The sequence below is a fragment of the Ureibacillus sp. FSL W8-0352 genome, from assembly GCF_038004345.1.
In the GTDB taxonomy this organism is placed as follows: domain Bacteria; phylum Bacillota; class Bacilli; order Bacillales_A; family Planococcaceae; genus Ureibacillus; species Ureibacillus thermosphaericus.
Map to the genome: position 1 here is coordinate 2,199,031 of NZ_JBBOQT010000001.1, position 20,095 is coordinate 2,219,125.

Consider the following 20,095-nt stretch of genomic DNA (forward strand, 5'->3'; position numbering starts at 1 on the left):
TCGTTTATCCAGTTTTCAAAGAACAACACTATAACTTTGAAGGTCATAAACCTTCAAAACTGAACACAAAACGCTAATGCTTCCGTAAATATCCTTAGAAAGGAGGTGATCCAGCCGCACCTTCCGATACGGCTACCTTGTTACGACTTCACCCCAATCATCTGTCCCACCTTCGGCGGCTGGCTCCCGAAAGGGTTACCTCACCGACTTCGGGTGTTACAGACTCTCGTGGTGTGACGGGCGGTGTGTACAAGGCCCGGGAACGTATTCACCGCGGCATGCTGATCCGCGATTACTAGCGATTCCGGCTTCATGCAGGCGAGTTGCAGCCTGCAATCCGAACTGAGAACGGTTTTTTCGGATTGGCTCCGTCTCGCGACTTCGCGACCGTTTGTACCGTCCATTGTAGCACGTGTGTAGCCCAGGTCATAAGGGGCATGATGATTTGACGTCATCCCCACCTTCCTCCGTATTTGTACGGCAGTCTCCTTAGAGTGCCCAACTGAATGATGGCAACTAAGGACAAGGGTTGCGCTCGTTGCGGGACTTAACCCAACATCTCACGACACGAGCTGACGACAACCATGCACCACCTGTCACCGCTGTCCCCGAAGGGAAGGCTATGTCTCCATAGCGGTCAGCGGGATGTCAAGACCTGGTAAGGTTCTTCGCGTTGCTTCGAATTAAACCACATGCTCCACCGCTTGTGCGGGCCCCCGTCAATTCCTTTGAGTTTCAGTCTTGCGACCGTACTCCCCAGGCGGAGTGCTTAATGCGTTAGCTGCAGCACTAAGGGGTGGAAACCCCCTAACACTTAGCACTCATCGTTTACGGCGTGGACTACCAGGGTATCTAATCCTGTTTGCTCCCCACGCTTTCGCGCCTCAGCGTCAGTTACAGGCCAGGAAGCCGCCTTCGCCACTGGTGTTCCTCCATATCTCTACGCATTTCACCGCTACACATGGAATTCCGCTTCCCTCTCCTGCACTCAAGTCTCCCAGTTTCCAATGACCCTCCCCGGTTAAGCCGGGGGCTTTCACATCAGACTTAAGAAACCGCCTGCGCGCGCTTTACGCCCAATAATTCCGGACAACGCTTGCCACCTACGTATTACCGCGGCTGCTGGCACGTAGTTAGCCGTGGCTTTCTAGTAAGGTACCGTCAAGGTGCAGCCAGTTACTACTGCACTTGTTCTTCCCTTACAACAGAGCTTTACGATCCGAAGACCTTCTTCGCTCACGCGGCGTTGCTCCATCAGGCTTTCGCCCATTGTGGAAGATTCCCTACTGCTGCCTCCCGTAGGAGTCTGGGCCGTGTCTCAGTCCCAGTGTGGCCGATCACCCTCTCAGGTCGGCTACGCATCGTCGCCTTGGTAGGCCGTTACCCCACCAACAAGCTAATGCGCCGCGGGCCCATCCTATAGTGATAGCAGAACCATCTTTCAACACCAAAGCATGCACTCTGATGTGTTATCCGGTATTAGCACGCGTTTCCGCGAGTTATCCCAGTCTATAGGGCAGGTTACCCACGTGTTACTCACCCGTCCGCCGCTAACCTCATGAAAGCTAGGCTTTCAATTGGTTCGCTCGACTTGCATGTATTAGGCACGCCGCCAGCGTTCGTCCTGAGCCAGGATCAAACTCTCCATAAAAGAAAATTTGATTTGCTCAAAAATTGAATGTCCGAATCTAGTTTGTTAACGAGGGTTAACAACTAGATAATTTGTTACATTAACGTTTTATTGTTCAGTTTTCAAGGTTCATTCTTATTTAATACATAAAATTGGAGCGGGTGATGGGAATCGAACCCACGACATCAGCTTGGAAGGCTGAGGTTTTACCATTAAACTACACCCGCGTTATTATTAAAAGTTGTTATAGATCTCGCATTAGCACTTGGTGCGGCCGAGAGGACTTGAACCTCCACGGGGTTGCCCCCACTAGGCCCTCAACCTAGCGCGTCTGCCATTCCGCCACGACCGCATTTATCGGTGGCTTTATTAATTATACACTTTCGATTTGATTTGTCAAGCGTTTGTAATAAAAGAAGTGAGCCATGAAGGACTCGAACCTTCGACCCTCTGATTAAAAGTCAGATGCTCTACCACTGAGCTAATGGCTCATAAGGGAATGGCTGGGGTACCAGGATTCGAACCTGGGCATGACGGAATCAAAATCCGTTGCCTTACCACTTGGCTATACCCCAATAATGGCGGTCCCGACCGGGATCGAACCGGCGATCTCCTGCGTGACAGGCAGGCATGTTAACCGCTACACCACGGGACCTAATTATAATGACCCCTACGGGATTCGAACCCGTGTTACCGCCGTGAAAGGGCGGTGTCTTAACCACTTGACCAAGGGGCCATGGCTCCGAAGGTAGGATTCGAACCTACGACCAATCGGTTAACAGCCGATTGCTCTACCACTGAGCTACTTCGGAATAATTATTTTGTCGAGTCATCCTACCGACTTTTATTATTATAAAGACGGTCAGTCGAAAAGTCAACACTTTTTTTCATTTTTTTATTTTCATGAATATGTGTAACTTTCGAGGATTCATCGGTCTAACTAAGTAATTTAGCGACTTTAATAATCTAACATAAATCATTAATAATGTAAAGATATTTTTTCATAGTTATATTAATTTTTTTAATAAGCCGTAACATTTACCACAACGATATTTGCTAACATTTATTCTTCGCTTTCTAGGATATTGTTGTTTACAAGATAAGCATTCATATAAATGAATCATCTTATTATGTTTTCTAAAGTTTTCTTCGATTCTAGAACAATATCTAGGTGCTCCAACTTTAGTTAATAAATCTCGAAAATCTTTATCGCGATGCTTATATCCTTTCCCTTGAATATGTAAATGATAATGGCAAAGTTCGTGAAGTATAATCCCCCGTAATTCATCAATCCCAAAAAGCTCATATGACTTTTTATTGATTTCAATATTGTGACTTTTAAGCAAGTATCGTCCTCCTGTTGTTCTTAACCTAGGATTAAAATAAGCTTTATGTATAAACTGTCGACCGAAATACTCTAAAGACAATTGTTCCACTAGTTGTTGTAACTCTTGATCAGTCATTTTCCCACCGTTCTTCATTACAATATTTTATCCCTTTTCAACACAAGTTTATCATAATAATAAAAGAGGTGTCTGGTTGTTTAGACACCCTTAGCACTTCTAATATAATAGAACTGATAATTTATCATTTAAAACATGACAACTATTATTAAGTTTTCACTTTTCCATTTCGTTAGCAACATTTTCTTTTTCCGGTGGAATCATCGTTAAAGAAATTCTACCTTTTTCAATTTCTACTTTTTCCACCCAAACCGTTACAATATCACCTAATGAAACGACATCAAGCGGATGTTTCACTCTTCTTTTTTTCAATTTTGAAATGTGCACAAGTCCATCTTGTTTAACCCCGATATCAACAAAAGCTCCAAAGTCTACAACATTTCGAACAGTACCTTGTAATTCCATTCCCACTTGTAAATCTTCCATTTTTAAAACATCGGTTTTTAACAACGGTTGCGGGAACTCATCGCGAGGATCTCTCATCGGCTTCATTAAACTATCTACAATATCTTTAATTGTGATTTCACCAACACCTAATTTCTCGCTTAGTTCTACCAAGTTCACTTCGCTTAGCGTCTTTTCACATTTTTCAGTACCAATATATTGTTGAGTTAGTCCACACATTTCAAGTATTCTTTCCGCTATTGAATAGCTTTCTGGGTGAATACCCGTTGCATCGAATGGATTTTCTGCATCTGGTATCCGCAGGAATCCGATTGCTTGTTCATAAGTTTTGGCGCCTAGTCGAGGAACTTTTTTCAATTGAGTGCGTGATGTAAACTTTCCATTTTCACTTCTCATTTTTACAATATTTTCCGCTACAGTTTTAGAAAGGCCTGAAACATATTGCAATAACGAACTTGAAGCAGTATTTACATCAACCCCTACTTGGTTCACGGCCGTCTCTACAATAAACGTTAACGATTCTGCTAATTTCTTTTGGGATACATCATGTTGGTATTGACCAACACCTACTGCTTTAGGATCAATTTTTACGAGTTCTGATAATGGATCTTGTAGGCGTCTTGCGATTGAAACAGCACTTCGTTGTTCTACTTGTAAGTCAGGAAATTCTTCCCTAGCAATTTCAGAAGCAGAATATACGGATGCTCCTGCTTCATTAACGATGACATAAGATACTTTTCGTTCCACTTCTTTTAGAACATCCGCAATAAATTGTTCAGTTTCTCTAGATGCCGTACCATTACCAATTGCAATAATATCAATTGGATATTTATTCAATAACGCTTTGATTATCTTTTTCGATTCTTCTGTTTTCGAAAGTGGCGGATGTGGGTAAATGGCTGAAACTTCTAACATTTTTCCGGTTTCGTCAACAACCGCTAATTTGCAACCCGTTCGATATGCAGGGTCTATTCCAAGAACCATAATGCCGCGCATTGGCGGTTGTAAAAGTAAGCTTCTTAAATTTTCTGAGAAAATATGAATTGCTTGAATTTCTGCCTTTTCAGTTAATTCGTTTCGAATTTCTCTTTCAATTGAAGGTTGAATCAGGCGTTTGTAACTATCTTCAATTGCTTCTTTCACCGGTGTTATTGAAGGTGAGTTCGATTTGAACGGAATCCATTCTTTTTCCATGATGAAAAGAGCCTTCTCTAATGGGACATGGATGGATACTTTTAGCACTTCTTCTTTTTCGCCCCGGTTGATGGCTAGTGTTCGGTGAGGAACAATAGATTTTACAGGTTCTTCGTATTCATAATACATTTCAAATACTTTCTTTTCATCTTTATTCTCATCTTTTACCGAAGTAGTAATGAGCCCTTCTCTCCACGTTAGTTTTCTTAATAAATCACGAATTTTTGCATCATCAGAAAAACGTTCAGCTAAAATATCTTTAGCACCATTTATCGCATCTTCTACCGTGAATACTTCTTTCTCTTCATTAATGAATGGGCTGGCTAACTTCTCTACTGGATCGTTTCCAAATTTCATTAATTCTTCAGCTAACGGTTCTAAACCTCGCTCTTTGGCAACAGTAGCTTTTGTTCGACGTTTCTGTTTATATGGGCGGTATAAATCTTCCACTCGTTGCAAAATCGTTGCTGCTCGAATTTCAGCGGCTAATTCTTCTGTTAATTTTCCTTGCTCATCGATTAGCCGGATAACCTCTTCTTTTCTTTGCTCTAGTTGTTGTATATAATGATAGCGTTCTTCAATCAATTTAATTTTCACTTCATCAAGGGAGCCAGTTGCTTCTTTACGATAACGTGCGATGAATGGCACTGTATTCCCGTCTTCTAATAATTTAATGACCGCTTCCACTTGAGATGGTTTAACTTCTGAGTCGTTTGCAATCAATTGAAACATTTGCTTTTCGTCCATTTTTCCACTGCCTTTCTACCTTAGAACCTTTCCAATTCAATCGCCTAAAAATTATTTAGACAGAGTTATTTTATCATTATACTTATTTAAATGACCAATTGATGTATTTGTAATAGTAAGTAATAAACTTATATAAAAATAGCCCACTCCAGTAGATTGAGCAGGCTTGTCCACATTTTCTGTTCTATTAAATTGAAACACTGCTATTAGTCGTAATAGCGCTCTTCAGTTTTTCAAGGGCTTTTCTCTGTATACGAGAAACATGCATTTGAGAAATCCCTAGCATTTCACCAGCTTCTTTTTGACTTAATTGATCTAAAAAGGTAAGCTGAAGAATTTGCTTTTCCCGTTCTGATAAGATATCTATTACTTCAGAAAATACAATTCTTTTATTTGTAAGCTCGAAACGATCATCCTCTTTTCCTAGCATATCTAATAAAGTAACGGTACTTCCATCCGTATCTGATTCAATCGAATGATCAATCGATAACGCTTGATAATTTTTTCCGATTTCCATTGCTTCCAATACTTCTTCCACTTCAACATCTAAGTAATCCGCGATTTCTGGAATGGTAGGAGAGTGCTGTAATTTCACTGTTAACAATTCCACGGCTGATTTTATCTTCGGTCCTAACTCTTTTATACGGCGTGGAACATGAACATCCCAAGTTTTATCACGCAAAAAACGTTTAATTTCGCCAATGATTGTCGGAATAGCAAAAACTTCAAAATTTTTGCCAAGAGAGGGATCATAACGTTTAATTGCACCCAACAATCCCAACATCCCAACTTGAAACACATCATCATAGAGCGATTTTCCATAGGAATATTTTTTAGCAATGGATTCAACTAAATTCTCATAATGAAGCACAATACTTGTCAGAAGTTCTTCATCTCCTGTTTGTTGATATTGGAGAATGAAAGAAACAACTTCTTCTTCGAGCCTAAGTGATTGGGATTTTGTGGACATTTTCTTTCACCTGCTCTCTTGCGACATATTTCGTCATGAAAACAGTAACTCCACCTTCATTGTTCACTCTCACCTCGTCCATTAAAGTTTCCATTAAATAAAGACCTAGTCCGCCTTCTCGTAAACTTCTAATATTTTCGTCTTCTCGATATGGTCCAATTTTTGACTTAATCTCTTCGAAATTAAATCCATTTCCATAATCTGAAACCATAATTTCCATTTTATTATTGTACAGTGCACAGCCGATGACGATTTCTCCTTCATCCATACCATAATAGGCGTGTTGCACTACATTTGTAACCGCTTCACTGACTGCAATTTTCATATCTTCAATTTCATCATAAAAAAAGCCTACTCGAGTTGCTAAACCAGATATCGAAAGCCTAATAACACTTACATATTGTGGCTTTGCAGGAATTCGTATTTCTACATAATCAAATGCACTCATTAGCTGGTTCCACCTTTTTATCAGTTTCAATATCCATTAATTCACTCAGCCCAGTGATTTCAAACAATCTAGCTAAGCGACTAGATAGGCGTACTAACTTTAATTCGGCATTTTCTTTTAATACTTTTTTATAAAATGCAACAAAAACTCCCAATCCCGTACTATCCATATAGGTAACTTTTGATAGGTCTAATTCAATAATCGAACTTTTATTGATTGTGATTACCTCTAGTTCCTCCCTTAACATTGGAGCAGTGTAAGTGTCGATTTCTCCTTCTATTACCCCATATATACGATTCCCTTCTTCCCGAAATTGTACATTGACATTCATCCAGGACACCTCCAAATTGACTAAAGTACCTTTCCCCCAAAATACAATGATTAAACCTAAAATTATATTACTTTCTAATATTTTTTAATTGTAACAATAGTAAAATCATCTTCCAATAGAAAATCTTGCAATTTATTTAAGTATTCAAAAATCTTCTCACACATTTCTTGCGCACTTAAATGATTTAACGATTTCGCTAATTCCTTAATATATGCTCGTGAGTCAAAGTTGTCCATATTTCTAAATTCTGTTACACCATCAGTGATCATAATGATAAAATCATTTTCTGATAGATGAATGTCAGTTTGAGAGTACTTCATATCAGGCAATACTCCTAATAATAATCCATTAGAATCTAAATCTGTAAATGTTTGTTGTTTGGAGTTATAGTAAAGTGCAGGTTCATGCCCCGCGGAACCAAAAGTAAATATATCCTTTTCCAAATCATATCGACCGTAAAACATGGATACGAACATACTGTCATCAACGCTCTTTTCAATAATACGATTTAATACTTCTAAAACATAGGAAGGATTATTGTTTGCATATTCTAACGTATCCAAACCATATTTCACCATCGACATACACAGTGCTGCAGGTACACCTTTGCCAACTACATCCGTAACAGCTACACTAAAATATTTCCCATCATCATGCATAAAGTGAACATAGTCACCATTCATTTTTCGAACAGGCACAGAAACCATTCCAATATCAAGACCGTTGGGTTTCGGAATTTTTGTTTCAAGCAATAAATTCTGAATTTTTGCGGCTATTTCCATTTCAATTCGAATCTCTTCTTGCTTTAATAATAAACTTTGATGTTCCTTTAACATCAATCCAAAGTCAACCATCACTTCGATTAAAAAATCAAAAGAATTGAATACAGAATCAGGAAGATCTGGAACGATATATTCTAGCGACTGTTTATGAATACTAACTAAATCTTCAGGAGAAACATTATTCTTCATTAATTGGCGCACTAAATTTTGACCGATGTATAGATTGCTTTCATTTTGATTTAATAAATAATCTGATAAAACTTTTTGATATTGGACTTTTAATTCTTTCAAGAGGAATACACTCCCTATTCCAACCACTTTTCAATCCTTATCACAGTTCCTTTACCTAATTCAGAATTGATTTGGAAAGAATCCATTAATCGTTTTACACCTGGAAGTCCGACTCCTTGGCTATTGGATGTTGTATAATTATCTTCCAGGATTTTGCGAGGATCAGAAATACCTGGACCATTATCTATTGCTGTAATAGCAATTCCTTTTCGTCCATCTTTCTCTAATTTTTCGACAATAATTTCCCCCATGGTGGCATATAAATAAATATTTTTTGCTAATTCACTTGTAGCGGTGGCAATTCTTGCTTGATCAACAACTTCAAAGCCAATTTCCTTGGCTAAATAGCGGCTTAATCGACGTGCAGCAACTATATCTAATTCCGTAACTATATTTACTGTCGGGTGATTTCTCATTTATTAACACCCCCATTGATGTTCCCTAATCACTAGGTCTTTATTCTATTAAAACAATATGTAGTTAAAAATATTGATAAGGATATTGATAAAAATAGTATTTTATATATTTAATATAACGTATTGAATAATCTTCCATCAATTAAATAAATATAGCCGCAATGACGGTACTTTCGAAAATTTAGATATTTTTGATAAGAACGATCGAATTATTATTTCTATCTAATTAATATTATTTTCTAAATCATCTTTGCATTCTCCTCTTTTTTAAGCAAAAAAAGCTAATAAAGCATCGTTTGCTTTATTAGCCTCATCGAATATGTATTAAAATTTTATTAAACCTAAACTTATTTCCAAAGCGATATCGACTTTTTCCATCAGCTCATCATCCAGATGGGTTATTCGGTCGGTTAATCTGGACTTATCTATAGTGCGCAATTGTTCAAGCAAAATTACCGAGTCCCTTTCGAATCCATATTTTTTCGCATCTATTTCGACATGGGTAGGTAATTTTGCTTTTTGAATTTGCGCAGTAATTGCAGCAATAATCACAGTAGGACTAAATCGATTCCCAATATCATTTTGGATAATTAACACAGGCCTTGTACCGCCCTGTTCAGAACCTACAACAGGCGACAAGTCTGCAAAGAAAACGTCCCCACGTTTTACAATCAATAATGTCATCCCCCGCTTACGAGACGCTCAACTGTATGTTCTGCTTCATACTCGGCATGTAGACATTCACATGAAATCGACAAATTAATTTGAGCCATTTCTACATAGCCTTTTCTCAAAGCTTCCCGTATTTGATTTGGTTGCTTGCACGCAACTTCTCTTCTTTTAAACGTAAAAATAAACATTTCATTATTCGAATATTCTAAATTTCCACCGCAAAATTCCATGACCATTTCCTGAGGAAGAGCCACCTTTACTTCCTTTGCACCATTCACTTTTTTTGCGTACACAACAAGCACCTCCACAAAAACCGTACCTTTTCTCATCACTCTATCTCATTCTATCATCTGAATATAGAGTTGAAAAGACAAGATGTTACAAATTCTGATGTTTTTACAGTTTTTGTTGAGGATTTTGTCGTATTTTAGTCATTTTTGTAATAAATTCTCGGTACTCTGGAAGTGATGATGCAAGGAACTTCGTAGTTAATTGTATCTACTTTAGCAGCCCACTCATCAATAGTAATTTCTTCATTTTTTTGCTTTCCAATTAAAACAACTTTTTCACCAATATTATATGCAGTAGGTAAAGCAATCATACATTGATCCATACAAATTCGTCCGACAATAGGTACTCGTTTACCATCAATCAATACATCCTGTCCGCTATATTTGCGAATTAATCCATCTGCATAACCAATCGGTAATGTACCGATATAAGTTGGTTCATTAACAGTAAATGTAGCTCCATAACCAACAGACTCCCCAGGTCCGATTTGTTTTATTGCTACTAATTCCGTTTCCAATGAAAAAGCAGGTTTAAATGGAAAAGGATGTTTCGATTTTACAAATTTTGATGGTGCTAATCCATACATTGAAATACCGAAACGTACTGCATCATACTGCAAACGCGCATCTTTTACTAATGTGGTTGCAGTATTCGCGACATGAACGATTCTCGGTTTTTCAGGTAATGCTTTTATAAATTGTTCAAATCGATGAACTTGTTTTTGGAAGTAAGAATCATCCTCTTCATCTGCTGTTGCAAAATGAGTAAAAATTCCATCAAGTATAAAGTGCTCTGCCGATTGAATTGCATCATACAGGGAGCGCAACTCTTTTACTGTTGTTACGCCAATACGATTCATTCCAGTATCTACTTTAATATGTAGTTTCAGTGACTTGTTGCAAACTTTTTTTGCTTCTTCAACCCAATTTGGAGAATATACCGTTAATGTAATATTTTCTTCTGCTGCGTAATCTGCAAAGGATGCTGGTGAATATCCTAGCACTAATATTTCGGCTGTCGGTATATGTTTCCGAACATGAAGAGCTTCGTCAGGAGTAGCTACTGCGAGCATGCTTGTTCCAGCTTCCAACGCCGCTTTCGCTACTTCAATATCTCCATGTCCATAAGCATTCGCTTTCACGACTGCAATAATTTGAACATTGGGTTGAATATGTTTTTTTAATTCATTTACATTGTATTTTATTGCATTTAAATCAATAATTGCTTTTGTTGGACGGAAGTGCTTATTGTTACGCATATTAAGTATTCCCTCTTTTATTTTTTTTAAACTTCAAATCTTAAGATTTCTTGTTTGTATTGTAAATCTCTCCGTCCAACAAAGCAATGAAATTACTTCAAACTACCCGCTGTAACTGACGCTGCAACTTCAATCAATTCTTCCTTCGTTAAATCATTGGAAGCAATGAAGAATGAAATACCATCTTTTTCCCAACTAATTGAATGGTCTGTAATAGCACCAATTGTAAATCCTAAATCTAGTGGATCTCCTGGTTGGAATACAGGAATTGTTGCAGATTCGCCTAGCTCAATCGGTTCTTGTACTAATGTGAAGGACTTATCACCTTCAAATGTGAGAATAACACGCTCTACGCCGTCGTTTTCAATACGTTTTTCATCTACTAAAGTTGTGTTACCCCAAGTTAATATTGGATAATGTGTTTGGAATTCAGTACTTTCTTTTTCGGTCGCTACATTTGGTTCATTTTCTTTCGTAAATTGTTCAACTGCATATTCTTTTTCTTTATGCTGCACACCTAAATCGATCTTTTTAAATGTAATTAGCATTTGCTCTTCTTCAGACTCGTCTAATATTGAAACACTTTTTGGGAGCAATGATTTCTTATCTACGGTTACTCTTTGAGTAGGCATGATGCTCTTATGATTATTTCTCGTTGCAACAGTAAAGATATAGCTATCTTCCGTTTCCTCCATCACAACATTTTCATCAGCCAACAAGTCTTCAGCTAACGCTCCAATTAGATACGGTTGGCTATTTTGTTTTGGCCATTCACTTTGAAACTTGTACGTTTTTTTCAATGAAGGTGTGACGACGAATACTCCTTCTTTATTTCGAATAATCATTTGGGTTACATTTTCATCTTTTTGAGAAACTTCAACTCGATAAAAATCTGGTTGTGTGTGCCATACATTAACATCATAAACTCTTGGTTCGTTTCCTGTTTTAATTTCCATTGTAGCATCGAGTTCGTATCCTTTGCCTTCTGCCCATTTTTCGTGCAGCTTTTCCAAAACTTCTTCCTTCGAATCTTTACCGCAAGCACTCAGCACGACGACACTTAACAGCAAAACGAAAAATATAATGACTTTGTGTCTCAAAACTCCATCCTTTCTACTCTAACTCGATACGACAAATATATGAGGGGCAGTAGAAGTTTATGCTATCACTTTTGGACAATAACACAATTTCATGTGGATAATCAGGAATTCAAAATAATAACTTGTGCTGCAGCATAATCCCTCGAATGTGTAATGCTGACAAAACCATTTACAGCTTGGCCATTAAAATAAAGTATTGGCTTCCCAAGTTCATCATTTAAGATTTCAATTTGGTGAAACTCACATCCCTCCCTTATCCCCGTTCCATTTGCTTTGGAGAAAGCTTCTTTTGCTGCAAATCTTCCTGCTAAAAATTCGCATTTTCTTTTTTCAGAAAGCTCTTTAAAAACGGACAATTCTCGTTCTGATAAAATGCGTCTCTGGAACTTATCTGTTCGATTCATTAACTCATATATTCGATCAATCTCTACGATATCTAAACCTATTCCTTTTATCATATGTTGGCGTTCTCCTTTTAATAATCTCTAAATTCAATGTATAATAATTTTATAAATTGAGGTGACTATTATGTTTGTTCGAAGAGAAAATTTTAGACAATATATTAAGTTCTATCCAGTAGTTTCAACGATAATTGCGTTGAACTTAATCGTGTACATATTAACGCTGATTCCTATTATTGGCGATAAAATTTTTTACTCAGGAATGAGCGTGAATAGGTTGATCGCTGAAGGCGAATGGTGGCGAGTAATCACTGCTACTTTTATTCATGCAGGATTCTTTCACATTCTATTTAACATGTTTGCTTTATTTTTATTCGGGCCAGAATTGGAAAGAATTTCTGGTAAAATTCGCTTCTTTACGATTTACCTAATATCAGGACTGTTTGGTAACGTCGCTACCTTCATTTTTCAACATTTGGATTATGCCAGCGTAGGAGCCAGTGGTTCAATTTATGGTATTTTCGGAGCTTATGCAGCACTTGTCTACTATACTAGAAATACAATGCCGCAACTAAAACAAATCATTATGCCAATTATTATCATCGGGTTAATTATGACATTTTTACAACCGAATACGAACTTTTACGCCCACGTTGGTGGATTAATTACTGGATTCTTGTTAGGGCTTGCCTATTTCTCACCAAAAAATATATTACGTTGGCGCATGAAATAATACTAATTTGGACAATAAAAAATTTTTTAATCGAGTAGGAGGGAGCGATTAACTCCCGTCCTCTCACACCACCGTACGTACGGTTCCGTATACGGCGGTTCAATTAAGATGATTGACGCAAGTCTTTATAACTTCCGTGAATAGCTGTTCTCTTTATGCCAGTGGTCACTCCACCCTCCAAGAGGTCTCCCACGGGATTCACCGCTTCCTTCCTCAAGTGAGGTACTACGTTTTCTGTGTTCATCATGACTCACTGAATGCCAAGGGCTATTCTCTCTTAATTGTTCGGTCCTTCTTAGTAGTTCTAAACCAACTAATACTATGACCTCTGCTGACTTCTGACGGTTCAGCTACTTATCACTAAGTAGGTTATGAAGCGTACTTCACATATCCGCCAGACCTCCCCGGGTAAGAATGTAATCTTTCCTTCCATCTATCTGCTTCATTTACTCTGTACCACCTTTGGCAGAAAGGACTTTGTTTTGTTTAGCAAACTCATCCAATGATACCTAGCCTTATATGAAGTTCGTGTTCCTCAGACCGGAAGTTTGCCGCTCGCTTCCTTCAGATTCCGCGTCACCACGGACACCCTTGCGTTAAGCTAACTGTTACTTCTGCCTTCACAGTTCGGGACTTACACCCTATAGATTACACCCATGCCAGGCGCACTATAAAAAGAGGATGCATTAGGTTAGGCATCCTCTTTTTTCATTTCCTTTGATTTTTCAAACCAAGAAAGTAACTCATTTACATCTGATTCATTTAAATGAGATACTCTCGCAGTTGCACCTGTAATACCAGACATAACGGTAGCTTGAATAGAAGCGATGTTTTTTCTTTTTTGAAAATAATTTTGTTTACTCTGGACAACTTGAATCCGTTTCTTTTCTGCAATAAACGTCACTCGGCTAATCACACGATAACGCAATGTTAGTTGGTTACCTGTAATGATAAAGCCATTTGTTTTATACTGCCATAATCTAAGCATAAGAACAGGAAGTACAAATAATATCGAAAATAAACCTAATGGATAAAAGAAGTAAGAGCATAATCCAATGATTGGAAGAAGCCACAGAATATCAATCCTATAAAAATGAGGTTTCGCCTTCTTTGGTGGACGAATAAAATCCGGTTCCATTTCAAAATCAAAATGTGGAAATAATTGTCGTAACGGTTCTAACATTCTTTGATTCGAAATGATTGGAAACAACATGATTTTTTTTTCGTGTTCTCCAAAACCACCGCTTGCGCTTTCTACAACGACTGTTGCATATTTAACCATTTGTCTTATAGGATTTTCGACAATTTTAATTCCTTGTACTCGATTTTTTGGAATCGTAATTCGCTTTTTTTCCAATAAACCGCGTGTAATTACAATTCGGTCGTTCTCTTGAACAACTGTAAAATCATAGTAATTAATAAATGTAATGATGATTGATACAATCCATGCCATTAAAAATGTAAAGAAAATGGTCATCAACACAATCATAAATCCAAATTGTATAAATATTGATAGCTCTTCAAAAATCCTTTCGTAAGGTATAAATTCAGAAACTTGAGAAATAAAAGCGGCTATCCCTGCAATAACCACTCCTATACTATTCGATGTAGTGGCAAGCAGAAATAAGTCTTTTGCTGAAATTTTGTAAATGATTTCATGAAGATCTTGTTGAACTTCAACTGCTTCCAATTGGTTTTTATCTTCGAATTCATTTTCACTTGCTTGCTCTATGTTTACTTTCTTTGTTTCTCTTTCAATCTGAGAAGCCTCTTCTCTCGTTATAGCTGTCAACACCACTTCAGGTTTACCATCCGTACTTCCGGCTGTTTCTACCATAACTTGAACAAGACCGAAAATACGGTGGAATATCGATTCTTTATAATTAAAACTTTGGATGCGATCAAAAGGAATATAACGTTTCTTTTTGATAAACAGTCCATATTCCACTCTTAGTTCATTTTCTTCAAACCAATAAACAAAAGTCCACCATCTAATAAACCCGGAAATTAAATAAAATATTAGAACCAATAAAAAAATTAATAAAGGGATATATTCCCAAAAGTCATTACTCTCAATTTTAAAACCGTTCGCAACTGCAATAATTAAAAATGGAATAATTAATTCTTTTAATCCCTTTATAAAGTTAATAACAGCCGAAACTGGATGGAGTTTATACTTTTTATACATCATCTTCAGCCACCCTCGCTAACTCGGAAATTCTTGCTCGCAAACGGTCCGCTTCTTCTGTTATTAACATGGGAATTACATGGGTCGTGGCTGCTGTTGAAATCGAAATATTTGCTAAATCATATTTTTTTAATATGGGGCCTTGTGATGTATCCACATGTTGTACTCGAACCATCGGAATCAACGTTCTCGTTACGACAAATAAGCCACTTTGAATTTCAATTTCATGTTCCCTAACTTCATAACGCCAATGATTCCATCGAATTTTCGGAAATAGCCAAATTAATGCCAAGGCTGGGATCGCAACAAAAACAATTGCAATGTAATAAATATATGTTGGCCCATCAAATTTATATGTAAGAAAACTAGCTACTCCAGCAATTATTGATAGAAAAATTGTATAAATAAGTCCATATAATCTCCATACCGTTAATCCTTTTCTAGGAATTTGATATTCCGGTTCTCTTCTTATCATTATCTCTCACCTCTTATCTATCTCTTTCATATACGGTTTTCCTTTTATTTTGTTTCAAAACTTCTTATTTTTTTTATTCATCATTTTTTAGCTTAGTAAATTCATATATATCATATTAGACTTCCTAGTGCTGAATTTTCAGTCTAATAAATTCACTATTCATTACGTAAGGAGTGTAGTTGGATGAACGTACCTTTAGTTTTAACCCATTTTTTAGATCGAGCCGTTGCACTATACGGAAATAAGGAAGCAATTATCAGTTATGAAGGGGATCGGCGATTCACTTATTACCAGTTCAACACCCGAGTAAATCAGCTGTCAAGGGGGCTACAATCTTTAGGCATTAAAAAACTTGATAAAGTAGCATATCTTGCCCCAAACACGATTGAAATGCTAGAAGGTTTTTATGGGATATACCAAGTTGGTGCAGTAATGGTACCTTTAAATATTCGTTTAAAACCTGAAGATTATCTTTTTATTTTAAATCATAGCGAGTCAAAAGTATTGTTTGTAGATCAAGAACTTTATCATTTAATTGAACCAATCAAATCAAAATTAATTACCGTCGAATCAATTATTGTTCATAACAAAAATAGCGAAACAAATGAAATCAATTATGATGAATGGCTTGCTTCTTTTGATGGTTCAAACTTTGAGCGAGTAGATTTGGATGAAAATGATGAATGCAGTTTATTATATACAAGTGGAACAACCGGTAATCCAAAAGGCGTCCTTCTAACACACCGAAACAATTATTTACATGCTTTAAGCTCGATGCATTTCTTACGCGTTACAGATCAAGATGTATACTTACACGTCTTACCGATGTTCCATGTGAACGGGTGGGGATCACCTTTTTATTATACTGCCAATGGAGCAACTCACGTTACGTTGAGAAAAGTTGCAGCTGATCAAATTTTTGATGCTATTCAAAAATATAAAGTAACAGTCATTCATATGGCACCTACTGTATTAAATACATTATTGCAATATTATGATGAACATAAACCTGTGGTGTCTCATAAAGTGAGAGTTGTTATTGCTGGGTCTGCACCACCTCCTGCCTTTGTTGAACGGGTTGAAAAAGACCTTGGCTGGGAATTCATCCAAGTTTATGGAATGACAGAATCTTCACCACTGAGTTTAGGTTCCCGAATACTTTCACAATATGAAAATCTTTCAGAAGTTGAAAAAATGAGATTGAAAGCAAAAGCCGGTACACCATTTATAGGTACAGAAGTAAAAGTAGTGGATGAAAACGGCGAAGAAGTTCCTCATGATGGGAAAACAATGGGAGAAATTATTGTTCGCGGACACGGCGTGATGAAAGGCTATTGGAAAAACGAAAACGCTACAATGGAAACAATCATTAATGGCTGGTTATATACAGGCGATGTAGGCACCATTGATGAGAAAGGTTATATTGATATAACTGACCGTAAAAAAGATATTATTATAAGTGGCGGTGAAAATATCTCTTCCATCGAAGTAGAAGGCGTATTATATGAACACCCTGCTATAAAAGAAGCAGCCGTCATTGCTATTCCACACGAAAAATGGGGAGAAATTCCTCACGCCATTGTCGTATTAAAAGATGGCTACCAGGTTACTGAGCAAGAACTAATCGACTTCACTCGTTCAAAATTAGCCCATTTTAAGGCAATAAAAAGTGTATCTTTTGTAGATGAGTTGCCAAAAACAGCTTCAGGTAAAATACAAAAAGTTCAATTACGCAAACAATATATTGAATCGGTTCAACAAATATAAAAAGCAGGAGGGAAGCCCTTCCTGCTTACATTTATTCTTACTTTCTACCTCGACGGCGTTCTCCCGTTTTCTTACCGCCTTCTCTTCTGCTTCCACGGTGTTCTCGGCGAACACTTCGTCCCCCACTGCGTCCATTTGAACGTTCTTTTCGCATTGGAAGCGGACGTTCTTCTGTAATTTTCACTGGAGTATCGTCCGGCTCTTTTGTAAATGATTTGATGGCTGCAGCTATAAGATCTACTGCATCATAATCTTCCAATAATTCTGTTGCTAGTAATCGATAATCTTTTAAATCATTTGCTTGAACAACTTCCACAAGCTTTTCAATCGCCAATTTCTGTTGCCCTGCTAATGCTTCGTCTTCAGTTGGTGGGCGCAGAGGCGTCATGCGTTTATTTGTTGTTTCTTCAACGATTCTTAAATAGCCCATCTCTCTTGGTGTTACAAATGTAACAGCAAGACCTGATTTCCCTGCACGCCCTGTCCGACCAATTCGGTGTACATAACTTTCCGGATCTTGAGGAATGTCGAAGTTATACACATGAGAAACTCCAGAAATATCCAATCCTCGTGCCGCAACATCTGTTGCAACAAGGATATCAATTTTATTTTCTTTAAACTGACGCAACACAGACAAGCGCTTTGATTGGCTTAAATCTCCATGAATACCTTCTGCCAGATATCCACGAATATTTAACGCTTGCGCTAATTCGTCTACACGACGTTTTGTACGACCAAATATGATAGCCAATTCCGGTTGATGTACATCTAAAAGGCGAGTTAAAATATCAAATTTTTCTCGCTCCTGAGTTTTTACAAAATATTGTTCAATATTTTCAACCGTCATTTCTTTTGATTTAATTTTCACTTCTTCCGGGTTCTTCATAAATTTCGTTGCAATTTTACGAATCGCTGGCGGCATTGTTGCTGAGAACAACAACATTTGGCGATTTTCAGGCACTTTTTCTAAAATCGCATTAATGTCATCAATGAAGCCCATGTTTAACATTTCATCTGCTTCATCCAATACAAGGGTTTGAACATGTTCAAGCTTCAATGTACGACGGTTGATATGATCTATTATTCGACCTGGAGTTCCAACGATAATTTGCGGTTTGTTTTTTAAAGCACGAATTTGTCGTCCGATATCTTGTCCACCGTAAACAGATAATATTTTTACTCGCTTGTCATATCCAATTTTATAAAGCTCTTCTGAAACTTGAATAGCTAGTTCACGAGTCGGTGCAATAATTAATGCTTGAATATCCGGATTATTCGTATCAATTTTTTCGATAATCGGAATACCGAACGCCGCCGTTTTACCGGTACCTGTTTGTGCCTGTCCGATAATGTCGCGGCCTTCTAAAGCAAATTTAATAGTTCCTTCTTGAATTGGTGTTGCTTCTTCAAATCCCATACGTTTTAACGAACGCAATGTAGATTCACTAATATTAAATTCTGAAAAATTTGTCAAACTCTTCAATCTCCTTTTTTCTCTTAAGTCGACAAATGGTTACATTTTTCAGATGAAATGTCGGCAAATATCGAGCCTTTAGTTAGAACGTTCCGTCAAATTAATAAATCCTCATACTTAGAGAAAACATTTATTTATATGAAAAGGAAAGCCCGGTCTTTGCCGAGCGGTTCAATTCTATGCATTTCAGTATGTTCGAATAGAATAAAACCGATATACTCAAAAAAAAGTACTCTTCGTTCCCTTTGAAGAGTAATTGTATAAAATGTATCCATTGCTCTCCCTAGTCTACACGGTACATGAAAATTATGCAACGATAATGCTTCTATTGTCTAAAGCTTATTTTTCCGATTGTAAAAAATGCAGTACATCCGGAAACCAAGATTCACAATCGTCGCTATAACAAATATGGTGTTTACCACAAGATGAAAAGTAAATATATTTTTCCTTTGATGAAAGTTTATTGTATAAATATTGAGCGGTTGTATACGGAACGATTCCATCACATTTTCCTTGAACAATAAAGGTTGGTATATTGATTGACTCAATATATGGTTCAACCTGCCGGACGATTTTCATAAATTGTATTGCTGCACTAACAGGTACATTTTTTAGTTTATACTCATATCGCTTGAATAATTCATTATTTTTTAAATGTCCTTCAATGGCTTCTTTTGCAAATTTTTGTAAATCGCTTAATAACTGCTTTGGAGCAATATATTTCACAGCCGCACTAAGCAAAACGATTTTCTTTATAGGATATCGTTTTCCTAAGTATAAAGCGATGACTCCTCCCATGGAAAAACCTATAACATAAACCTTGTCGACTTTTTTAGCTAATCTTTTATAGGCAAGCTCAGCATCAATCAGCCAATGCTCAGCTTTGAAACCTTTTAATGAAAGTGTTTCGCCATGACCACAAAATGTGGGGACTTCCACAATCCAATCGGTTTGATTTCGTATGTATTCTGCTAAAGGTTGTACCTCATACGGTCCTCCAGAAAATCCATGCAACATCAATACACCAACAGACATAAGAAAACACTCCTGTTGCAGAAG

General features: G+C 37.3%; 19 protein-coding genes, 7 tRNA genes and 1 rRNA gene. 2 read left to right on the forward strand and 25 right to left on the reverse strand.

The window, feature by feature from the left end; genetic code table 11:
* Positions 1-98: 98 nt before the first annotated feature.
* The 20 genes from NST98_RS11120 to acpS form a co-directional block, all read right to left on the reverse strand.
* Positions 99-1,651 (reverse strand): 16S ribosomal RNA (locus NST98_RS11120).
* Between the two features lie 132 nt (positions 1,652-1,783).
* Positions 1,784-1,857 (reverse strand) — tRNA-Gly (locus NST98_RS11125).
* Between the two features lie 39 nt (positions 1,858-1,896).
* Positions 1,897-1,982: transfer RNA gene (locus NST98_RS11130), tRNA-Leu, on the reverse strand.
* 67 nt (positions 1,983-2,049) lie between these two features.
* A tRNA-Lys gene (locus tag NST98_RS11135) sits at positions 2,050-2,121 on the reverse strand.
* 9 nt (positions 2,122-2,130) lie between these two features.
* Positions 2,131-2,205, reverse strand: a tRNA-Gln gene (locus tag NST98_RS11140).
* Positions 2,206-2,209: 4 nt separating this feature from the next.
* A tRNA-Asp gene (locus NST98_RS11145) sits at positions 2,210-2,285 on the reverse strand.
* Between the two features lie 9 nt (positions 2,286-2,294).
* A tRNA-Glu gene (locus tag NST98_RS11150) sits at positions 2,295-2,366 on the reverse strand.
* Position 2,367: 1 nt separating this feature from the next.
* Positions 2,368-2,442 (reverse strand) — tRNA-Asn (locus NST98_RS11155).
* 195 nt (positions 2,443-2,637) lie between these two features.
* On the reverse strand, positions 2,638-3,093 hold the full coding sequence (locus NST98_RS11160) for a SprT family protein (protein ID WP_340715728.1): 456 nt from the start codon (positions 3,091-3,093) through the stop codon (positions 2,638-2,640).
* A 156-nt stretch (positions 3,094-3,249) separates the two neighbouring features.
* Positions 3,250-5,439, reverse strand: a complete 2,190-nt coding sequence (locus NST98_RS11165; protein WP_340715130.1) for a Tex family protein — start codon at positions 5,437-5,439, stop codon at positions 3,250-3,252.
* A 187-nt stretch (positions 5,440-5,626) separates the two neighbouring features.
* Positions 5,627-6,409: an RNA polymerase sigma factor SigB gene (gene sigB / locus NST98_RS11170; protein WP_340715131.1), complete on the reverse strand. Its 783-nt coding sequence runs from the start codon at positions 6,407-6,409 to the stop codon at positions 5,627-5,629.
* The gene (rsbW, locus tag NST98_RS11175) at positions 6,384-6,857 is read right to left on the reverse strand and encodes an anti-sigma B factor RsbW (RefSeq protein WP_096549789.1); all 474 of its coding nucleotides are present in this window, start codon (positions 6,855-6,857) and stop codon (positions 6,384-6,386) included. The genes sigB and rsbW overlap by 26 nt, the downstream gene beginning before the upstream one ends.
* Positions 6,844-7,188 (reverse strand): STAS domain-containing protein, encoded by a 345-nt coding sequence (locus tag NST98_RS11180; RefSeq protein ID WP_016838303.1) that lies wholly within the window; start codon positions 7,186-7,188, stop codon positions 6,844-6,846. The genes rsbW and NST98_RS11180 overlap by 14 nt, the downstream gene beginning before the upstream one ends.
* 74 nt (positions 7,189-7,262) lie before the next feature.
* On the reverse strand, positions 7,263-8,261 hold the full coding sequence (locus NST98_RS11185; protein ID WP_340715132.1) for a PP2C family protein-serine/threonine phosphatase: 999 nt from the start codon (positions 8,259-8,261) through the stop codon (positions 7,263-7,265).
* Between the two features lie 14 nt (positions 8,262-8,275).
* Positions 8,276-8,677, reverse strand: coding sequence for an anti-sigma regulatory factor (locus NST98_RS11190; RefSeq protein WP_340432512.1), 402 nt, complete (start codon positions 8,675-8,677; stop codon positions 8,276-8,278).
* Between the two features lie 324 nt (positions 8,678-9,001).
* Positions 9,002-9,352 (reverse strand): type II toxin-antitoxin system PemK/MazF family toxin, encoded by a 351-nt coding sequence (locus NST98_RS11195; protein ID WP_096549791.1) that lies wholly within the window; start codon positions 9,350-9,352, stop codon positions 9,002-9,004.
* Positions 9,353-9,357: 5 nt separating this feature from the next.
* Positions 9,358-9,678 (reverse strand): transcriptional regulator, encoded by a 321-nt coding sequence (locus tag NST98_RS11200; RefSeq protein ID WP_340715133.1) that lies wholly within the window; start codon positions 9,676-9,678, stop codon positions 9,358-9,360.
* A gap of 98 nt (positions 9,679-9,776) precedes the next feature.
* Complete coding sequence (alr, locus tag NST98_RS11205; protein ID WP_340715134.1) at positions 9,777-10,898, reverse strand: alanine racemase; 1,122 nt, start codon at positions 10,896-10,898, stop codon at positions 9,777-9,779.
* Positions 10,899-10,990: 92 nt separating this feature from the next.
* Positions 10,991-11,998 carry a LolA family protein gene (locus NST98_RS11210; protein WP_340715135.1) on the reverse strand — a complete coding sequence of 336 codons (1,008 nt, stop codon included), beginning with the start codon at positions 11,996-11,998 and terminating at the stop codon, positions 10,991-10,993.
* Positions 11,999-12,099: 101 nt separating this feature from the next.
* Entirely contained in the window at positions 12,100-12,456 is a 357-nt protein-coding gene (gene acpS, locus NST98_RS11215) for a holo-ACP synthase (protein WP_016838310.1), read from the reverse strand.
* A gap of 70 nt (positions 12,457-12,526) precedes the next feature.
* Between acpS and NST98_RS11220 the strand changes: the two genes are divergently transcribed.
* On the forward strand, positions 12,527-13,132 hold the full coding sequence (locus tag NST98_RS11220) for a rhomboid family intramembrane serine protease (RefSeq protein WP_340715136.1): 606 nt from the start codon (positions 12,527-12,529) through the stop codon (positions 13,130-13,132).
* A gap of 103 nt (positions 13,133-13,235) precedes the next feature.
* On the opposite strand, the gene NST98_RS11225 is transcribed toward NST98_RS11220, so the two are convergent.
* The 3 genes from NST98_RS11225 to NST98_RS11235 all read right to left on the reverse strand — a co-directional run bounded on the left by NST98_RS11225 (position 13,236) and on the right by NST98_RS11235 (position 15,795).
* Positions 13,236-13,379: a hypothetical protein gene (locus tag NST98_RS11225; protein WP_172597779.1), complete on the reverse strand. Its 144-nt coding sequence runs from the start codon at positions 13,377-13,379 to the stop codon at positions 13,236-13,238.
* A 444-nt stretch (positions 13,380-13,823) separates the two neighbouring features.
* The gene (locus tag NST98_RS11230; RefSeq protein ID WP_340715137.1) at positions 13,824-15,323 is read right to left on the reverse strand and encodes a PH domain-containing protein; all 1,500 of its coding nucleotides are present in this window, start codon (positions 15,321-15,323) and stop codon (positions 13,824-13,826) included.
* On the reverse strand, positions 15,313-15,795 hold the full coding sequence (locus tag NST98_RS11235; protein ID WP_445684043.1) for a PH domain-containing protein: 483 nt from the start codon (positions 15,793-15,795) through the stop codon (positions 15,313-15,315). Before NST98_RS11235 ends, NST98_RS11230 begins: the two co-directional genes overlap by 11 nt.
* Positions 15,796-15,978: 183 nt before the next feature.
* Here NST98_RS11235 and NST98_RS11240 point away from each other — a divergent pair, with 183 nt between their 5' ends.
* Positions 15,979-17,562 (forward strand): long-chain-fatty-acid--CoA ligase, encoded by a 1,584-nt coding sequence (locus tag NST98_RS11240; protein WP_340715138.1) that lies wholly within the window; start codon positions 15,979-15,981, stop codon positions 17,560-17,562.
* Positions 17,563-17,599: 37 nt separating this feature from the next.
* Here the strand turns inward: NST98_RS11240 and NST98_RS11245 are convergent, their stop codons facing one another.
* Positions 17,600-19,036, reverse strand: a complete 1,437-nt coding sequence (locus NST98_RS11245) for a DEAD/DEAH box helicase (protein ID WP_340715139.1) — start codon at positions 19,034-19,036, stop codon at positions 17,600-17,602.
* A gap of 339 nt (positions 19,037-19,375) precedes the next feature.
* The gene (locus NST98_RS11250; RefSeq protein ID WP_340715140.1) at positions 19,376-20,071 is read right to left on the reverse strand and encodes an alpha/beta hydrolase; all 696 of its coding nucleotides are present in this window, start codon (positions 20,069-20,071) and stop codon (positions 19,376-19,378) included.
* Positions 20,072-20,095 lie beyond the last annotated feature (24 nt).